Annotated in this window: 15 protein-coding genes; 10 read left to right on the top strand and 5 right to left on the bottom strand. The window is 53.0% G+C overall.

Going from position 1 to position 17742, the window contains the following annotated elements:
• The first annotated feature begins 75 nt into the window (after window positions 1-75).
• The 3 genes from HMPREF2959_RS04915 to HMPREF2959_RS04905 all read left to right on the top strand — a co-directional run bounded on the left by HMPREF2959_RS04915 (window position 76) and on the right by HMPREF2959_RS04905 (window position 4098).
• On the top strand, window positions 76-708 hold the full coding sequence (locus HMPREF2959_RS04915; protein ID WP_002215682.1) for an LOG family protein: 633 nt from the start codon (window positions 76-78) through the stop codon (window positions 706-708).
• A 71-nt stretch (window positions 709-779) separates the two neighbouring features.
• On the top strand, window positions 780-2150 hold the full coding sequence (gene purB / locus HMPREF2959_RS04910; RefSeq protein ID WP_002243218.1) for an adenylosuccinate lyase: 1371 nt from the start codon (window positions 780-782) through the stop codon (window positions 2148-2150).
• 79 nt (window positions 2151-2229) lie between these two features.
• Complete coding sequence (locus HMPREF2959_RS04905) at window positions 2230-4098, top strand: acyltransferase family protein (protein WP_002243219.1); 1869 nt, start codon at window positions 2230-2232, stop codon at window positions 4096-4098.
• Between the two features lie 291 nt (window positions 4099-4389).
• Here the strand turns inward: HMPREF2959_RS04905 and HMPREF2959_RS04900 are convergent, their stop codons facing one another.
• Window positions 4390-5004: a tellurite resistance TerB family protein gene (locus HMPREF2959_RS04900; protein WP_002221575.1), complete on the bottom strand. Its 615-nt coding sequence runs from the start codon at window positions 5002-5004 to the stop codon at window positions 4390-4392.
• Window positions 5005-5039: 35 nt separating this feature from the next.
• Entirely contained in the window at window positions 5040-7190 is a 2151-nt protein-coding gene (gene dinG, locus HMPREF2959_RS04895; RefSeq protein WP_002221574.1) for an ATP-dependent DNA helicase DinG, read from the bottom strand.
• Between the two features lie 156 nt (window positions 7191-7346).
• On the opposite strand from dinG, the gene HMPREF2959_RS12575 reads away from it, so the two are divergent.
• Window positions 7347-7517 (top strand): hypothetical protein, encoded by a 171-nt coding sequence (locus tag HMPREF2959_RS12575; protein WP_157779391.1) that lies wholly within the window; start codon window positions 7347-7349, stop codon window positions 7515-7517.
• Between the two features lie 67 nt (window positions 7518-7584).
• On the opposite strand, the gene HMPREF2959_RS04885 is transcribed toward HMPREF2959_RS12575, so the two are convergent.
• Together HMPREF2959_RS04885 and HMPREF2959_RS04880 are read right to left on the bottom strand one after the other, a co-directional pair.
• Window positions 7585-8886, bottom strand: coding sequence for an FAD-binding domain-containing protein (locus HMPREF2959_RS04885; RefSeq protein WP_002231651.1), 1302 nt, complete (start codon window positions 8884-8886; stop codon window positions 7585-7587).
• Window positions 8876-9787 carry a LysR family transcriptional regulator gene (locus HMPREF2959_RS04880; protein WP_002216359.1) on the bottom strand — a complete coding sequence of 304 codons (912 nt, stop codon included), beginning with the start codon at window positions 9785-9787 and terminating at the stop codon, window positions 8876-8878. The genes HMPREF2959_RS04885 and HMPREF2959_RS04880 overlap by 11 nt, the downstream gene beginning before the upstream one ends.
• A 107-nt stretch (window positions 9788-9894) precedes the next feature.
• Here HMPREF2959_RS04880 and HMPREF2959_RS04875 point away from each other — a divergent pair, with 107 nt between their 5' ends.
• The 5 genes from HMPREF2959_RS04875 to HMPREF2959_RS04855 all read left to right on the top strand — a co-directional run bounded on the left by HMPREF2959_RS04875 (window position 9895) and on the right by HMPREF2959_RS04855 (window position 14967).
• Window positions 9895-10293: a DoxX family protein gene (locus tag HMPREF2959_RS04875; RefSeq protein WP_002216361.1), complete on the top strand. Its 399-nt coding sequence runs from the start codon at window positions 9895-9897 to the stop codon at window positions 10291-10293.
• A gap of 48 nt (window positions 10294-10341) precedes the next feature.
• Complete coding sequence (locus HMPREF2959_RS04870) at window positions 10342-10947, top strand: nitroreductase family protein (protein ID WP_002215700.1); 606 nt, start codon at window positions 10342-10344, stop codon at window positions 10945-10947.
• A gap of 185 nt (window positions 10948-11132) precedes the next feature.
• Window positions 11133-13244 carry a TonB-dependent receptor gene (locus tag HMPREF2959_RS04865; protein WP_002236312.1) on the top strand — a complete coding sequence of 704 codons (2112 nt, stop codon included), beginning with the start codon at window positions 11133-11135 and terminating at the stop codon, window positions 13242-13244.
• A gap of 197 nt (window positions 13245-13441) precedes the next feature.
• Window positions 13442-14101, top strand: a complete 660-nt coding sequence (locus HMPREF2959_RS04860; protein ID WP_002218694.1) for an NYN domain-containing protein — start codon at window positions 13442-13444, stop codon at window positions 14099-14101.
• Between the two features lie 170 nt (window positions 14102-14271).
• Window positions 14272-14967: a thiol:disulfide interchange protein DsbA/DsbL gene (locus HMPREF2959_RS04855; RefSeq protein ID WP_002215704.1), complete on the top strand. Its 696-nt coding sequence runs from the start codon at window positions 14272-14274 to the stop codon at window positions 14965-14967.
• Between the two features lie 331 nt (window positions 14968-15298).
• Here HMPREF2959_RS04855 and ffh read toward each other — a convergent pair whose 3' ends face one another.
• Complete coding sequence (gene ffh / locus HMPREF2959_RS04850) at window positions 15299-16669, bottom strand: signal recognition particle protein (protein ID WP_070696443.1); 1371 nt, start codon at window positions 16667-16669, stop codon at window positions 15299-15301.
• Between the two features lie 219 nt (window positions 16670-16888).
• Here ffh and HMPREF2959_RS04845 point away from each other — a divergent pair, with 219 nt between their 5' ends.
• Window positions 16889-17695, top strand: coding sequence for a cytochrome C assembly family protein (locus HMPREF2959_RS04845; RefSeq protein WP_002231657.1), 807 nt, complete (start codon window positions 16889-16891; stop codon window positions 17693-17695).
• Window positions 17696-17742: the final 47 nt, after the last annotated feature.

The raw sequence follows: 17742 nt of genomic DNA, 5'->3' as shown, positions 1-17742 counted from the left end.
GCCTTGTCCTGATTTTTGTTAATCCACTATACGTTTTTGACGGTGTACAATCGCTGTTTTTGAACGGAGGATGGAATGGAGAATACAAACCGTGTGCCGGAGCAGGCACGTTATGATGCCGAACGCAGGCAGGCAGACGAAGCATTGGCGGGCGTGTTTCCGGCAGTCAGTATCTTCGGCAGCGCGCGCACGCCGCAGAATCATGCGGATTATGCGTTCGCCTGCCGTCTGGCGCGGCGGCTGTCGGATTCGGGCATTGCCGTCATTTCGGGCGGCGGGCCGGGGATTATGGAGGCGGCAAACAAGGGCGCGTTTGCAGGGAAGTCGGTTTCGGTGGGGCTGAACATCGTTTTGCCGCACGAGCAGAAACCGAATCCGTATCAGGACATCGCCTTGCGGTTTTCCCGTTTTGCCGAACGCAAGGCGGTGTTTTTCCGCTATTCCCAAGCATATGTCGTGATGCCGGGCGGCTTCGGGACGCTGGACGAATTGTTTGAAATCCTGACCTTGGTGCAGACGGGCAAAGTGCCGCCGCGTCCGATTGTTTTGGTCGGAAAGGCGTTTTGGTCGGGCTTGGCGGAGTGGATAAACGCGCAGCTTTTGGCGCGCGGTCTGATTTCCGAAGGGGCGGTCTCTTTGTTTGCCATATCGGACGATGAAGACGAAATCGTTGCGTATCTGTCGGAACACGGGCTTCAGACGGCATAGCGTCCTGAGAGTGATGTATAATTGCAAACAATTTAACAATTTTTGATGTCTTTCCCGAACAGGATGCCGAAATGATCAACCCCATCGCCTCGCTTTCCCCTTTAGACGGCCGTTATGCCCAATCCGTTGAAGCATTGCGCCCGATTTTTTCCGAATACGGCCTGATGAAAGCGCGCGTCAAAGTCGAATTAAACTGGCTCAAAGCCCTCGCCGCCGAGCCGAAGATTGCCGAAGTGCCGCCCTTCAGTGCCGAAACGCTTGCCGAAATCGACACGGTGATTGAAAACTTTTCATTGGAAGACGCGGCCGCCGTCAAAGCCATCGAAGCCACGACCAATCATGATGTCAAAGCCATTGAATATTGGCTTAAAGAACGCTTCTCCGGCGTGCCTGAAGTGGCAGCTGCCAGCGAGTTCATCCACTTTGCCTGCACCAGCGAAGACATCAACAACCTGTCCCACGCTTTAATGCTGCAAGAAGCGCGTGAGGCTGTTTTGCTGCCGAAACTGGCCGAAATCATCGAAAAACTGACCGGCATGGCGCATGAGTTGGCTGCCGTCCCGATGATGAGCCGCACCCACGGCCAGCCTGCTACACCAAGCACACTGGGTAAAGAAATCGCCAATGTCGTGTACCGCCTGCAACGCCAGTTTAAAAACCTGCAAGCGCAAGAGTTCCTCGGCAAAATCAATGGCGCAGTCGGCAACTACAATGCCCATATGGTCGCTTATCCCGATGTGGATTGGGAAACCCATTGCCGCAACTTCGTTGAAATCAGCCTCGGCCTGACCTTCAACCCCTACACCATTCAAATCGAGCCGCACGACTATATGGCGGAATTCTTCCAAGCCATCAGCCGTGTCAACACGATTCTGATCGACTTCAACCGCGATGTTTGGGGCTATATTTCTTTGGGTTACTTCAAACAAAAAGTCAAAGCAGGCGAAGTCGGTTCTTCCACCATGCCGCACAAAGTCAACCCGATCGACTTTGAAAACTCCGAAGGCAACCTCGGTATGGCAAACGCCGTATTGGGCTTCTTATCCGAAAAACTGCCGATTTCCCGTTGGCAGCGCGACCTGACCGACAGCACCGTATTGCGCAATATGGGCGTAGGCGTGGGCTATGCCGTGTTGGGTTTCGCCGCCCATCTGCGCGGTCTGAACAAGCTCGAACCCAACCCTGCCGCGCTTGCCGCCGATTTGGACGCTACTTGGGAGCTGCTCGCCGAGCCGATTCAAACCGTAATGCGTCGTTACGGCGTAGCCAATCCTTATGAGAAGCTGAAAGACCTGACGCGCGGCAAAGACGGCATTACGCCTGAAGTGTTGAAACTCTTTATCGAGTCGTTGGAAATTCCGGCAGAAGCCAAAGCCAAATTGCTTGAGCTGACCCCCGCACTGTATGTGGGTAAGGCTGAAGCGTTGGCGAAACGGATTTGAGCGTTTACTGAAACCGATGCCGTCTGAACGCGCGTTCAGACGGCATTTTTAAGATAACGGGACATACGGGGCGATATTTATGCAAGCTGTCCGATACAGGCCTGAAATTGACGGATTGCGGGCCGTTGCCGTGCTCTCCGTCATTATTTTCCACCTGAATGACCGCTGGCTGCCCGGAGGGTTTTTGGGGGTGGACATTTTCTTTGTCATCTCGGGATTCCTCATTACCGGCATCATTCTTTCTGAAATACAGAACGGTTCTTTTTCTTTCCGGGGTTTTTATACCCGCAGGATTAAGCGGATTTACCCTGCCTTTATCGCGGCCGTGTCGCTGGCTTCGGTGATTGCCTCTCAAATCTTCCTTTACGAAGATTTCAACCAAATGCGGAAAACCGTGGAGCTTTCTGCGGTTTTCTTGTCCAATATTTATCTGGGGTTTCAGCAGGGGTATTTCGATTTGAGTGCCGACGAGAACCCCGTACTGCATATCTGGTCTTTGGCGGTAGAGGAACAGTATTACCTCCTGTATCCTCTTTTGCTGATATTTTGCTGCAAAAAAACCAAATCGCTACGGGTGCTGCGTAACATCAGCATCATCCTATTTCTGATTTTGACTGCCACATCGTTTTTGCCAAGCAGGTTTTATACCGACATCCTCAACCAACCCAATACTTATTACCTTTCGACACTGAGGTTTCCCGAGCTGTTGGCAGGTTCGCTGCTGGCGGTTTACGGGCAAACGCAAAACGGCAGACGGCAAACAGCAAGCGGAAAACGGCAGTTGCTTTCATTACTCTGCTTCGGCGCATTGCTTGCCTGCCTGTTCGTGATTGACAAACACAATCCGTTTATCCCGGGAATGACCCTGCTCCTTCCCTGCCTGCTGACGGCACTGCTTATCCGGAGTATGCAATACGGGACACTTCCGACCCGCATCCTGTCGGCAAGCCCCATCGTATTTGTCGGCAAAATCTCTTATTCCCTATACCTGTACCATTGGATTTTTATTGCCTTCGCCCATTACATTACAGGCGACAAACAGCTCGGACTGCCTGCCGTATCGGCGGTTGCCGCATTGACGGCCGGATTTTCCCTGTTGAGCTATTATTTGATTGAACAGCCGCTTAGAAAACGGAAGATGACCTTCAAAAAGGCATTTTTCTGCCTCTATCTCGCCCCGTCCCTGATACTTGTCGGTTACAACCTGTACGCAAGGGGGATATTGAAACAGGAACACCTCCGCCCGTTGCCCGGCGCGCCCCTTGCTGCGGAAAATCATTTTCCGGAAACCGTCCTGACCCTCGGCGACTCGCACGCCGGACACCTGCGGGGTTTTCTGGATTATGTCGGCAGCCGGGAAGGGTGGAAAGCCAAAATCCTGTCCCTCGATTCGGAGTGTTTGGTTTGGGTGGATACGACACTGGCAGACAACCCGTTATGTCGAAAATACCGGGATGAAGTTGAAAAAGCCGAAGCCGTTTTCATTGCCCAATTCTATGATTTGAGGATGGGCGGCCAGCCCGTGCCGAGATTTGAAGCGCAATCCTTCCTAATACCCGGGTTCCAAGCCCGATTCAGGGAAACCGTCAAAAGGATAGCCGCCGTCAAACCCGTCTATGTTTTTGCAAACAACACATCAATCAGCCGTTCGCCCCTGAGGGAGGAAAAATTGAAAAGATTTGCCGCAAACCAATATCTCCGCCCCATTCAGGCTATGGGCGACATCGGCAAGAGCAATCAGGCGGTCTTTGATTTGGTTAAAGATATCCCCAATGTGCATTGGGTGGACGCACAGAAATACCTGCCTAAAAACACGGTCGAAATACACGGACGCTATCTTTACGGCGACCAAGACCACCTGACCTATTTCGGTTCTTATTATATGGGGCGGGAATTTCACAAACACGAACGCCTGCTTAAATCTTCCCGCGGCGGCGCATTGCAGTAGCCTGCCTTCTTGTCGGATATTGCCTTTGGCAGCCTATGCCGCTGTTTGCCCTTCGGGGCGGCGGCTATTATAGTGGATTAAATTTAAATCAGGACAAGGCGACGAAGCCGCAGACAGTACAGATGGTACGGAACCGACTCACTTGGTGCTTCAGCACCTTAGAGAATCGTTCTCTTTGAGCTAAGGCGAGGCAACGCCGTACTGGTTTTTGTTAATCCACTATATTTTGCCGTTTTGAGGCCGGGGTCGGAATAACCGTTTTTTGATGATTTTCCCTCCCTGGCTGTGTCATCAAAACCCCAATTGCCTTTCCAAACTCTCCACCAGATTGTCATCCAGTTTCAAAGCCTGCGACAGGCGGGCGAGGAAGACGGTTTCTTTCCGCGACAAATCGGCACAGACCAACCTTGCCGCCAGATAGGCCTCCGCCGCCAACGCCTCATCGTTGCCGACGGCGGTGGCGATGTCCCCGATGCTTGCGGGCAGGCGGTATTCGGCGGCGAGCCATGCGGCAGTTTCGGGGTCTGTGCCGCTTTCCTGTTCGATAGTCCGGCGTTCGGCTTCGTCTATCATGCCGTCTGAAGCGGCGGCGGCTATCATGGTGCGCAATACGGTGCGGCTGTATGTTTCTTCAGTTTCTCCGGCAGGTTGGAAATCGCTTTGTGTTACGGTTGCCCGCCCTTTGTTTTGCTGCCACATCTGATAGCCCCGGTAGGCGAGGTAGCCCAAAGCGGCGGTCGAACCGATTTTGGTAATGGTTTTGCGGTTTTTACCGTTCAGCAGCATGGACGCGGCACCGGCAACCGGCGCGCCTCCGCCGAATGAATTGAGCGGGCTGTCGGAGAAGGTGTTGCCTTTTTTTTGAACCGTGCTTAAGACTTGGTTGAGCAGTCGGGTGAAGTTCATGATTTTTCCTTTCTGTTGCGGGCAGGGCGGTAGGTTTACCCTATCCTTTTAAACGGTGGCAGGCCGGCTAATAATTGTTGGCCGTACCGCTGTGTTTTGACGCGGTTGTCGAGGATGGTTACGCGGCCGTAGTCTTGTTCGGTGCGGATGAGGCGGCCGACGGCCTGGATGAGTTTGATGCCGGCTTCGGGGACGGTGATTTCGATGAAAGGGTTGCCGCCGCGCTGTTCTATCCAGCGGTTTTGGGTTTTTTCGATGGGGTTGTCGGGCATGGCGAAGGGAAGTTTGGCGATGATGACTTGCACGCAGGCGGTGCCGGGCAGGTCGAGTCCTTCGGCAAAGCTGTCGAGTCCGAAGATGATGCTGGCTTTGCCTTCTTCTATGGCCCGGTGGTGTTTTTGCAGGAGAACGGCTTTGGGTAATTCGCCTTGTACGAGCAAGAGCGGCAGGTAGTCTCCGGGCAGGCGCAGGGCGACATCCTGCATTTGTTTGCGCGAGGAAAACAAGACGAGCGTGCCGATGGCTTCGCCGGGCGAAATGAGCTTGGGCAGCCACTCGATGATGGCGGCGGTGTGGGCTTCGGGGTCTTTGGGGCTGGCGTATATGGGGGGGATGTAGAGTTCGCCCTGTTTTTCAAAGTCAAAGGGGCTTTTGAGGGCGAGGGTGGTGGTCTCGGGCAGCCATTGCAGCCCGGTTTGGCGCAGCATCAGGTTAAAGTTGCCCAAGGATTGCAGGGTGGCGGAGGTCAATACCGCGCCTGCCGCGCGCCGCCACAGGCTGTTGGCGAGGTGGGACGCGCTGCTGATGGGGCTGGCGTTGAAAATGTAGTCGTTTTTGTCGTCGGCGCGGCGGGTTATCCATTTTGCCAGCGGCTCTTCGCCTTCGAGGGGGACGGTGGAGAGCAAATCCCAAACCGCGCTGATTTGTTCGATACGGGCGATGAAGATGCCGAAATCGCCGGTCAGGCGGTCGAGGAGCGCGCCGTCCTGTTCTTTTTCGCGGCGTGCGGCAGAAAGCGCATCGTTCAGCCCGATAACGTGTTTGAGCAGGCTGCGCACAGCAACGGCGGTGTTGGAAACGGTGGTTTCGAGGCCTTCGGGGATTTTGCCGTCTTCCCACAGCCAAGTCGGTTCGCTGTTGGTTCGCCTGTCGTTTTCAGACGGCCCCAAGCTCAAAGACGGCTCTTCCGCCAAATGGAACTGCCATTCGTGCAGGCTGTCGAGCAAGGATGCGGCGGCTTCGTCGGCAAGGTTGGCAAGTTCGGCTTTATCGGTAAGCGCGGCAATCTTGCCGGTCAGCTGCGGCAGTTTTTCCAGCGTCCAAACGGCAATATTCCACGAATGTTCGGCGGCAAAACGGCTGAGGGCTTTTTTGGGCAGGTGGTGCGCTTCGTCTATGCAATAGAAACTGTTTTCGGGCGCGGGCAGAATCACGCCGCCGCCCATACTGATGTCGGCAAGCAGAAGGTCGTGGTTGGCAACGACGACATCGACGGTTTCCAAGACATCGCGTGCCAGGTAAAACGGACATTCCGGACGGTTGGGACAGGCGGTTTTCAGGCAGCCGTGGCGGTCGTTGGTAACTTTGAGCCAAATCGCGTCATCGATTTTTTCCGGCCAAGTGTCGCGGTCGCCGTTGAACCGTCGGGCGGAAAATTCGTCGGCAATGTCGTGCAGCAGCTTCAATTCTTCGGGCTTGGGTTTGCTGTCCCACAATACTTCCGGTGCTTCAAAACCAAGCAGGTTTTGCTGGGCGTTGTTTTGCGTCAGTTGGTAGAGTTTGTAAGGGCAGAGATAGCGGCCGCGCCCTTTGGCAAGCGCGAAGGTCAGTTCCAAACCGCTTTTTTCGACCAGAAACGGCAGGTCGCGGTCAACCAACTGCTCCTGTAAGGCAACCGTTGCGCTGCTCACAATCAGCCGCTTGCCGCGCGTCTGCGCCATGATGCCGCCCGCCAGCAGGTAGGCAAGCGATTTGCCCACGCCGGTCGGCCCTTCGATTACGGCGATGCTCTCGCCCTCGCGCTTGGGCGGCTCGCCGCCTTCTTCGCGCGCCAACGTCCGCGAAAAAGCGTTGGCAACCGCCGCAATCATTTCCCGCTGCGAAGCGCGCGGACGGAAACCGGGCAGGTTTTTGCCGATGTTTTGGTAATGGTCGCGGATGGCGTTTTTTTCTAAATCGGTGAGCATGGCGTTTTGTACGGCGGTAGAAGTGGGCTTATTTTAACATTGCACGGAAGCGGTACAATATCGTTGTCGGAATGGGGGGTGAGGTGAATCGTGCGGACGTGGTTGGTTTTTTGGTTGCAGCGTTTGAAATACCCGTTGTTGCTTTGGATTGCGGATATGTTGCTGTACCGGTTGTTGGGCGGCGCGGAAATCGAATGCGGCCGTTGCCCTGTGCCGCCGATGACGGATTGGCAGCATTTTTTGCCGGCGATGGGAACGGTGTCGGCTTGGGTGGCGGTGATTTGGGCATACCTGATTATTGAAAGTGAAAAAAGCGGAAGATATTGAGTCATTCGGACGCAATGCCGTCTGAAACGGAAGTTTAGACGGCATTTGTTTTAGGTTGCCGTACCGCTTAGGGAATACCGGCGACAGGATGGGCGGGATAGCCGTGGGTATCGACCGAACAGGCAAACCGCCAAGGCGTGTGGACGGTGTCGGCGGACAGGTGGGCGAGTTCGGGAATGTGCCGTTTGATAAAAGTACCGTCCGGGTCGGTACGGTATGAGGCGGCGGCAATGTCGGGGCAGGTGTGCCGTGAGGCGGCAAGCCACCAGTTGCCTTGGTTGATTGCCGCATCGAAATCGGTCAGCTGCCGGGCAAACCATATCTCGCCTTCGCGGCGGGGGAGGTTTAAAACGTGGCAGAAAAAATCCGCGCTCAAGCGTCTCAGGGCGGGGTGGAGGCTGCCGGTTTTGTGCAAACAGCGCATCGCGGCATCGATAATCGGAATGCCGGTCCGGCCCTGCTGCCAAAGCGTCAGGCGCAGGGTGTGTTCAGGATTGCCGTCTGAAGGGTCGTCATCCGTGTGCTGCAAGGCAAGTTGAAGGAAAAAATCGCGGCGGATGATGTTGTCCGCCCACGCGTTCAGACGGCGTTCGAGGCTTTCCCGCGCGAGCAGGCGCGGCGAGATGCAGCCGGCACTCAAATACGCGCCCATCAGCGAAGTGTGTTTGCGCGAGGGGAAATCCTTTAAAACGGAGTAGGAATCCGCCTGTTCGAGAAACCGCCGCCACTGCCGCCAAGCCGCCGTTTCGCCGCTGTTTTGCGGCAGGAAGATGCCGTCTGAAAGGGCGGCAGGCGGCGGGGCGGAAAGGTTTTCGGGGAAGGGTTGGCGGTATGCCGCGAATAGGTCCGGACCGGCGGGGGGCTGCTTGGAAAAGCGGTCGAGCCATACTTCGCGGTAGCGGTCGAAATCGGTGTGTGCCGTGCCGCCGTCGGGTATCAGGTCGGTTTTGCCGAAAACGGCGCGGTCATTGACGAAGGTTAACGCGATGCCGTGTTTGTCCAATTCATGCCAAAGGGCGTTGTCGGCGAGTTTGTCGGCAAAAGTATGGGATTCGTCGGCGATGACGGCGCGGATATTGAGGCGGACGGCGAGCCGGACGAGCTCGGCAGGCGATGCCGCCGTGTAGAGCGGGATGCCGCGCCCTGCAAGCCCTTGGGCGAGTTCGGCGGCGGATTGGCGGTAGAACGCGGCGCGGCGAGGGTTGTCTGTTTCGGCATCGTCAATCCAAATACCGATAACGGGCAAACCTTCGGCAACGGCGGTGCATAAGGCGGCGTTGTCGCGGATGCGGAGGTTTTGGCGGAACCAGACGAGCGTGTGTGCGGCGCACGTGTCCGCATAAAGGGGGCGGGCGGTTTCAGACGGCATTTCGGCAGCCTTTCCTGCTGGCGATTTTTTCGTTCAGAAAATCGATGAAGCTGCGGACTTTCGCGCTTAAGAATGCCCTGTCTGCATAAACGGCATTCAGCCGGTCGGTCGGGACGGCGTATCCGGGCAGCAGCCTCACCAGCGTGCCGCAGCGCAAATCGTGTTCCGCCGCCCAAAGCGGCTGATAACCGATGCACGCGCCCGCCTTAATCATTTCGCGCATCATCAGCGTGTTGTCGGTACGGATGACGGGGGTCAGTTCAAGCCGGTATTTTTTGCCGTCCGATTTGCGGGTGAGGTCGAGTTTCTGCTGGTTGGTGTAGGTCGGCAGGACGGCGGGCAGCCCCGCCACTTCTTCCGGCGTTTCCGGCACGCCGTTGCGCCTCAGGAAGTCGGGCGAGGCAAGCAGGGCAAATTCGATTTCCGCCAGTGGGCGCGCAATCAGTGACGGGGACAGGGTTTGGGAAACGCGCAACGCCAAATCCACGCCTTCGGCAATCAAATCGACGTGGCGGTTGTCCAAAATCAGTTCTAATGTCACTTCGGGATAACGTTCGCGGTATTCCGCCAGCCAGTTGCATATCTGGCTGCCGGCAAACCACAGTGGCATCGTTACGCGCAGCAGCCCCTGCGGTTTTTCCGTCCCCCCGGCGGCTTTTTGCGCGGCATCGTCGAGCGTGTCGAGCGCGTAACTGCATTGCCGGTAGTATTCTTCCCCGGCTTCGGTCAGGCTGAGGTTGCGGCTGTTGCGGTGCAGGAGTTTGGCTTGGACGGTGTTTTCCAAGTGGCTGACGTGTTTGCTTGCCATTGCGGTGGAGATGCCGAGCGCGTCGGCGGCGCGGGTGAAGCCGCCGCTTTGGACGACTTGGCGGAAAACCTTGAGGCTGAACAGGGTGTCCATATTTTCTTGTGTGGAAAAGTTGTATCAATAAAAGCAGTATATATTTGAAAAGGGGAAACATCTATACTCTACCGCCTGAAATGAAGACAAATATCAAAGGAGCTTTTATGTCCGATTGCTGCAACCGTATCCAACCGGTTTTGCTTTCTGTTTTGCGTATCGTAACCGCCTACCTGTTTTTGTTGCACGGTACGTCGAAAATCTTCGCCTTCCCCATTGAAATGGGCAGCGGTTCGCCCGGCGGGCTGTTGCTGCTTGCCGGTATTTTAGAAATTGTCGGCGGCATTTTGCTGGTGTTGGGCCTGTTTGCGCGCCCTGCCGCGTTTGTTTTGTCCGGCCAGATGGCGGTTGCCTATTTTATGGCGCACGCTTCCGGAAATGCTTTGTTCCCGATTGCCAACGGCGGCGAGTCCGCAGTGCTGTTCTGCTTCGTATTCCTCTATATCGCGGCGGCGGGCGGCGGAGCATGGTCGCTGGACAGGCTGTTTTTCAAGCGTAAAGCCTGAATCGGACTGCCTAAAGTGTATTTTGTTGAATGTTTTTGAGGAAAAGAAATGACCCGTCAATCTCTGCAACAGGCTGCCGAAAGCCGCCGTTCCATTTATTCGTTAAATAAAAATCTGCCCGTCGGCAAAGATGAAGTTGTCCAAATCGTCGAACACGCCGTTTTGCACACACCTTCTTCGTTCAATTCCCAATCTGCCCGCGTGGTCGTGCTGTTTGGCGAAGAGCATGATAAGGTGTGGCAATTTGTCGAAGACGCGCTGCGTGCCGCCGTGCCTGCCGACAGTTTTGAACCGACCGCGCAAAAATTGAACCTGTTTAAGGCGGGTGCGGCAACCATTTTGTTTTATGAAGATCAAAATGTCGTCAAAGGTTTGCAGGAGCAGTTCCCTGCTTATGCCGCCAACTTTCCCGTTTGGGCGGACCAGGCGAACGCGATGGTGCAGTATGCCGTTTGGACGACACTTGCCGCGGTCGGCGTAGGTGCAAACCTGCAACATTACAATCCCTTGCCCGATGCGGCGATTGCCAAAGCGTGGAATATCCCCGAAAACTGGTTGTTGCGCGCGCAAATGGTTATCGGCGGTATTGAAGGGGCGGCAGGTGAAAAGACCTTTGAACCAGTTGCAGAACGTTTGAAAGTGTTCGGCGCATAATTTCGCGGTCAAAAAAATGCCGTCTGAACCCTGTTCAGACGGCATTTTTCAGTATCAGGCGGCGAGTTTTCCGCATTCTGAGACCTTTGTTTACAAATATCATGTTCAATATAGTTAAAAGAAATTATTCTCATTTCCTCCGTGAGGCAATATAATTCGGTTGTTTTGTTAAATTGAGTATAAAAATGAAAATATCATTTCATTTAGCTTTATTACCCACGCTGATTATTGCTTCCTTCCCTGTTGCTGCCGCCGATACGCAGGACAATGGTGAACATTACACCGCCACGCTACCTACCGTTTCCGTGGTCGGACAGTCCGACACCAGCGTACTCAAAGGCTACATCAACTACGACGAAGCCGCCGTTACCCGCAACGGACAGCTCATCAAAGAAACGCCGCAAACCATCGATACGCTCAATATCCAGAAAAACAAAAATTACGGCACGAACGATTTGAGTTCCATCCTCGAAGGCAATGCCGGCATCGACGCTGCCTACGATATGCGCGGTGAAAGCATTTTCCTGCGCGGTTTTCAAGCCGACGCATCCGATATTTACCGCGACGGCGTGCGCGAAAGCGGACAAGTGCGCCGCAGTACTGCCAACATCGAGCGCGTGGAAATCCTGAAAGGCCCGTCTTCCGTGCTTTACGGCCGCACCAACGGCGGCGGCGTCATCAACATGGTCAGCAAATACGCCAACTTCAAACAAAGCCGCAACATCGGTGCGGTTTACGGTTCGTGGGCAAACCGCAGCCTGAATATGGACATTAACGAAGTGCTGAACAAAAACGTCGCCATCCGTCTTACCGGCGAAGTCGGGCGCGCCAATTCGTTCCGCAGCGGCATAGACAGCAAAAATGTCATGGTTTCGCCCAGTATTACCGTCAAACTCGACAACGGCTTGAAGTGGACGGGGCAATACACCTACGACAATGTGGAGCGCACGCCCGACCGCAGTCCGACCAAGTCCGTGTACGACCGCTTCGGACTGCCTTACCGCATGGGGTTCGCCCACCGGAACGATTTTGTCAAAGACAAGCTGCAAGTTTGGCGTTCCGACCTTGAATACGCCTTCAACGACAAATGGCGTGCCCAATGGCAGCTCGCCCACCGCACGGCGGCGCAGGATTTTGATCATTTCTATGCAGGCAGCGAAAACGGCAGCCTAATTAAACGCAACTACGCTTGGCAGCAGACCGACAACAAAACCCTGTCGTCCAACTTCACGCTCAACGGCGACTACACCATCGGCCGTTTTGAAAACCATCTGACCGTAGGCCTGGATTACAGCCGCGAACACCGCAACCCGACATTAGGTTACAACCGCCCCTTTACCGCCTCCATCAACCCCTACGACCGCGCAAGCTGGCCGGCTTCGGGCAGGCTGCAACCCGTCTTCACCCAAAACCGCCACAAAGCCGACTCCTACGGCATTTTCGTGCAAAACATCTTCTCCGCCACGCCCGACTTGAAATTCGTCCTCGGCGGTCGTTACGACAAATACACCTTTAATTCCGAAAACAAACTCACCGGCAACAGCCGCCAGTACAGCGGCCACTCGTTCAGCCCCAACATCGGCGCAGTGTGGAACATCAACCCCGTTCACACACTTTACGCCTCGTATAACAAAGGTTTCGCGCCTTATGGCGGACGCGGCGGCTATTTGAGCATCGATACGTCATCTTCTGCCGTGTTTAACGCCGACCCCGAGTACACCCGCCAATACGAAACCGGCGTCAAAAGCAGTTGGCTGGACAATCGTTTGGACACCACATTGTCCGCCTACCAAATCGAACGCTTCAATATCCGCTACCGCCCCGACGCGGAAAATAATCCCTACACTTGGGCAGTCGGCGGCAAACACCGTTCGCGTGGCGTGGAATTGTCCGCCATCGGGCAAATCATCCCCAAAAAACTCTATCTGCGCGGTTCGTTGGGCGTGATGCAGGCGAAAGTCGTTGAAGACAAAAAAAATCCCGACCGAGTGGGCATCCATTTGAATAATACCAGCAACGTTACCGGCAACCTGTTTTTCCGTTATACACCGACCGAAAACCTCTACGGCGAAATCGGCGTAACCGGTACAGGCAAACGCTACGGTTACAACTCAAGAAATAAAGAAGTGACTACGCTTCCAGGCTTTGCCCGAGTTGATGCCATGCTTGGCTGGAACCATAAAAATGTTAACGTTACCTTTGCCGCAGCCAATCTGTTCAATCAAAAATATTGGCGTTCGGACTCTATGCCGGGTAATCCGCGCGGCTATACTGCCCGGGTAAATTACCGTTTCTGATGAAATCAGGCAAAGGCCGTCTGAAAATCCTGATAATCCGTAAATTCAGCATACGAACTTTTTGACAGGCTTTATCTACATCAGTATAATCCAAAAAGAAATAGCGCCCTTGGCAGTACGCATTACCCATTAAATCATAGCGGGTATGCCGATCCCAAGGGCTTTTTTATATCTTTGACAAATATAGGGGAAGCAATATGAAAACCGCCATTTTGATTGACGGTGCATTTTTTATTAAGCGGGTACGGTCATTAGGCCTGTCTCAAAATCCACACGATGCAAAAAGAATTGCTGATTTGGCTTTCCGATATTCGATGCTGCATCTGAAAGATAAAATCAACGGCACAGATCAAATGGATGATTTATATAGAATTTTCTTTTACGACTGCGTGCCGTTTGAAAAGAAAATGCACAATCCCGTATCTCATCGTGCCATAGATTTTTCAAAGACTCCGGAAGCCATATTTCGTTGCAATCTGCATACCGAATTGAAGAAGAAGCGTAAATTAGCGTTACGTTTAGGCAAGCTGTCGGACAATACAGCATGGATATTAAAACCCCAAGTCATGAAAAATCTTCTGAAAAACCCGTCAACTCAAATTACGGAAAACGATGTCGTGCTCGATGTTAAACAAAAAGGTGTAGATATGCGTATAGGCTTGGATATTTCATCTATTACCTTAAAAAAACAAGCCGATAAAATCATCTTGTTTTCTGGTGATTCCGATTTTGTCCCAGCAGCCAAATTAGCCAGACGGGAAGGTATCGATTTTATTCTTGATCCTATGTGGAATCATGTCCCACCTGACTTAATGGAACACATCGACGGATTGAAGACAAAATGTCCGAAACCGTAAATTACTAGAACAAAGGCCGTCTGAAAATAAGGCTAATTATCTAAGCCATATTTCAGACGGCCTTTATAAAGGCTGAAATAAAACTAAACACATTTTTTCACTCAAATCGAACACGCCTTCAATAAAATGCCATAAAATCCGCACATTAATCTGACACACAAGAGATACCTATGAAACTGAAAACCTTAGCTTTGACTTCATTGACCCTGTTGGCATTGGCCGCTTGTAGCAAACAGGCTGAAACCAGTGTTCCGGCAGACAGCGCCCAAAGCAGCTCATCTGCTCCGGCAGCCCCTGCTGAGTTGAACGAAGGTGTGAACTACACTGTATTGTCTACGCCTATTCCGCAACAGCAGGCCGGTAAAATCGAAGTATTGGAATTTTTCGGCTACTTCTGCCCGCATTGCGCCCATCTTGAGCCGGTCTTGAGCGAGCACATCAAAACGTTTAAAGACGATACCTATATGCGCCGGGAGCATGTCGTGTGGGGTGATGAAATGAAACCTTTGGCACGTTTGGCGGCCGCAGTGGAAATGGCCGGTGAATCAGATAAAGCCAACAGCCATATTTTCGATGCGATGGTTAATCAAAAAATCAATCTGGCCGATACCGATACCCTGAAAAAATGGCTGTCCGAGCAAACAGCGTTTGACGGCAAAAAAGTATTGGCTGCATTTGAGGCTCCTGAAAGCCAAGCGCGTGCGGCTCAAATGGAAGAGTTGACCAATAAATTCCAAATCAGCGGCACACCGACTGTGATTGTCGGCGGCAAATACCAAGTTGAATTTAAAGACTGGCAGTCCGGTATGACCACGATTGACCAGTTGGTGGATAAAGTACGCGAAGAGCAGAAAAAGCCGCAATAAGTTGAGGATTGAATGAGTAAAGGCCATCTGAAAATAGGATTTCAGACGGCCTTTTGTATTTAGGCTTTATAGAAGAGATGATTGCTTAAAGCCTTATGGTTTTAAATCAGAATATATAGCGGATTAACAAAAACCAGTACGGCGTTGCCTCGCCCTAGCTCGAAGAGAACGATTCTCTAAAGGTGCTGAAGCACGAGTGAATCGGTTCCGTACCATCTGTATGTCTGCGGCTTCGGTCGCCTTGTCCTGATTTTTGTTAATCCACTATAAATCAGAATATAAAACAAAAACGCCGTCTGAAATTTTAGACGGCGTTTTCGGTCAAATCGGCTTACAAACCCGGGAACATTCCTTTCATTCCCTTCATTCCTTTCGCCATACGCATCAGTTTGCCCAAGCCGTTGCCGCTGAACATCTTCATCATTTGTTGCATTTGTTCAAACTGTTTGAGCAATTTGTTCACTTCCTGCACGGTTGTGCCCGCACCCATTGCAATACGGCGTTTGCGGCTGGCTTTGAGCAGGGCAGGGTTGGCGCGTTCTTTAGGGGTCATCGAGTTGATGATGGCTTCTACTTTGCCCATCGCTTTTTCAGCCGTGCCTTCGGGAATTTGTTTCGATATTTGACCCAGTTCGCCCGGCATTTTCGACATCAGGTTTTCCAAACCGCCCATATTGCGCATTTGCTGGATTTGTTCTTTAAAGTCGTTGAGGTCGAAGCCTTTGCCTTTGTGCAGCTTTTTCGCCATTTTGGCGGCGGCTTCTTCATCAATACCTTTTTGAACGTCTTCAATCAAGGTCAATACATCACCCATACCGAGGATACGGCTGGCAAGACGGTCAGGGTGGAAAGGTTCGAGGCCGTTGATTTTTTCGCCGACACCGATAAATTTAATCGGTTTGCCGGTTACGTGGCGCACGGACAAAGCTGCGCCGCCGCGCGAATCGCCGTCCATCTTGGTCAATACGACACCGGTCAGCGGCAGGGCTTCATTAAATGCCTGAGCAGTGTTCACCGCATCCTGACCCAGCATCGCATCGATGACGAACAAAGTTTCCACCGGGTTAACCGCCGCGTGAAGGGCTTTGATTTCGTTCATCATCTCTTCATCGATTGCCAAACGGCCGGCGGTATCGACCATCAAGACATCGTAAAAATGTTTTTTGGCGTAATCGACGGCGGCAGTGGCAATCTCAACCGGTTTTTGGTTGGTATCGGACGGGAAAAAATCCACGCCGACCTGTTCGGCTAACAGACGCAGCTGCTCAATCGCGGCAGGGCGGTAAACGTCGGCCGATACCACCAAAACTTTTTTCTTCTGATCGTTTTTCAACAGGCGGGCGAGTTTGCCGACGGTCGTCGTCTTGCCTGCGCCCTGCAAACCGGCCATCAAAACAATGGCAGGCGGTGAAACCGACAAATCCAGCGTTTTGTTTTTCTTGCCCATCAGTTCGACTAAGGCTTGGTTGACCACGCCGATAAATGCCTGATCCGGCGTCAGGCTGCCCGCCACTTCCTGACCGAGGGCCTTTTCTTTGACGTTGTTGACGAACTCTTTGACGACAGGCAGGGCGACATCCGCCTCAAGCAGGGCAAGACGAACCTCGCGCAAGGCTTCTTTAATATTGTCTTCGGTCAGTTTGGCTTGCCCGCGGATGTTTTTGAAGACATTGCTGAAGCGGCTGGTTAAATTGTCTAACATACTGGTCCTTGGTCTGAATAAGAATAGCTTGCCCCATCAGGGGCATTCTTTGTTAAAATAAAATCAAAATAATTTGATGCGGCTTGTGTGCCGGACAGCATATCGGCAAATCCGTCAAGGCTTGACCGAAATGGGGATTTTACAATTCCAACGTTAAAAGTTCCAATATTTCATAAGCGGCCGCATACGGCGCAACAGTATAGATAGAGAAAGTCCACCATGCCGACAGTTTTCATCTTTTTGACGGCGGTTTACGCAGGATTGGGTGCATTTGCATGGCACTGCCAACAGCAGGGGCGCGGCCGGGATTACCCGTGGAAGACGGAATTGCCGGTTTTGGGCGCGGCATTGACCGTCCACGGCGCGGCACTGCTTATGCCGGTCATTCAAGACAAAATCATCATTATGGGCTTCGGGTATTCCGGCAGCCTGATTGTTTGGATGATGCTGTTTATTTATTTTGCCGGCAGCTTCTTTTATTCGCTGCGCGGAGTGCAGTTGCTGCTGTATCCTTGCGCCGCACTGATGCTGCTGTCAGGTTTGGTTTTTCCTGGAAAATTCTCGGGATATGAAATTACTGACCTTCCCTTTATGCTGCATATCGGAACTTCGCTGCTCGCATACGGGCTGTTCGGCATAGCAACATTATTGTCCGTTTTGACCCTGCTGCTGAATCGGAGTCTGCACCGCAGGAGCTTCTCCAAGCTCGCAGGATTCCTGCCGTCGCTGCTCAGTTTGGAAAAACTCATGTTCCAGGCCATGTGGGCAGGTTTCATCCTGCTGACCTATTCCGTCGTCAGCGGCACATTCTTCGCCGAAGCCGTATTCGGCAAACCCATGACCTTTACCCATAAAACCGTATTCGGCATATTGTCATGGCTGATTTACGGCGGACTGCTGCTCAAGCACAGCATGACCGCATGGCGCGGCAAAAAAGCCGCCGTGTGGACCATCATCGGATTTGTCAGCCTGATGATTGCCTATATGGGCAGCAAGTTCGTATTGGAAATCATTCTGAAAAGATAAGAAGAGCCAACAGATGCCGTCTGAGTCCCCGAGTTTCAGACAGCATA

The organism is Neisseria sp. HMSC070F02 (assembly GCF_001814225.1).
GTDB classification, from domain to species: domain Bacteria; phylum Pseudomonadota; class Gammaproteobacteria; order Burkholderiales; family Neisseriaceae; genus Neisseria; species Neisseria meningitidis.
This window is presented reverse-complemented; position numbering and strand designations above follow the sequence as displayed.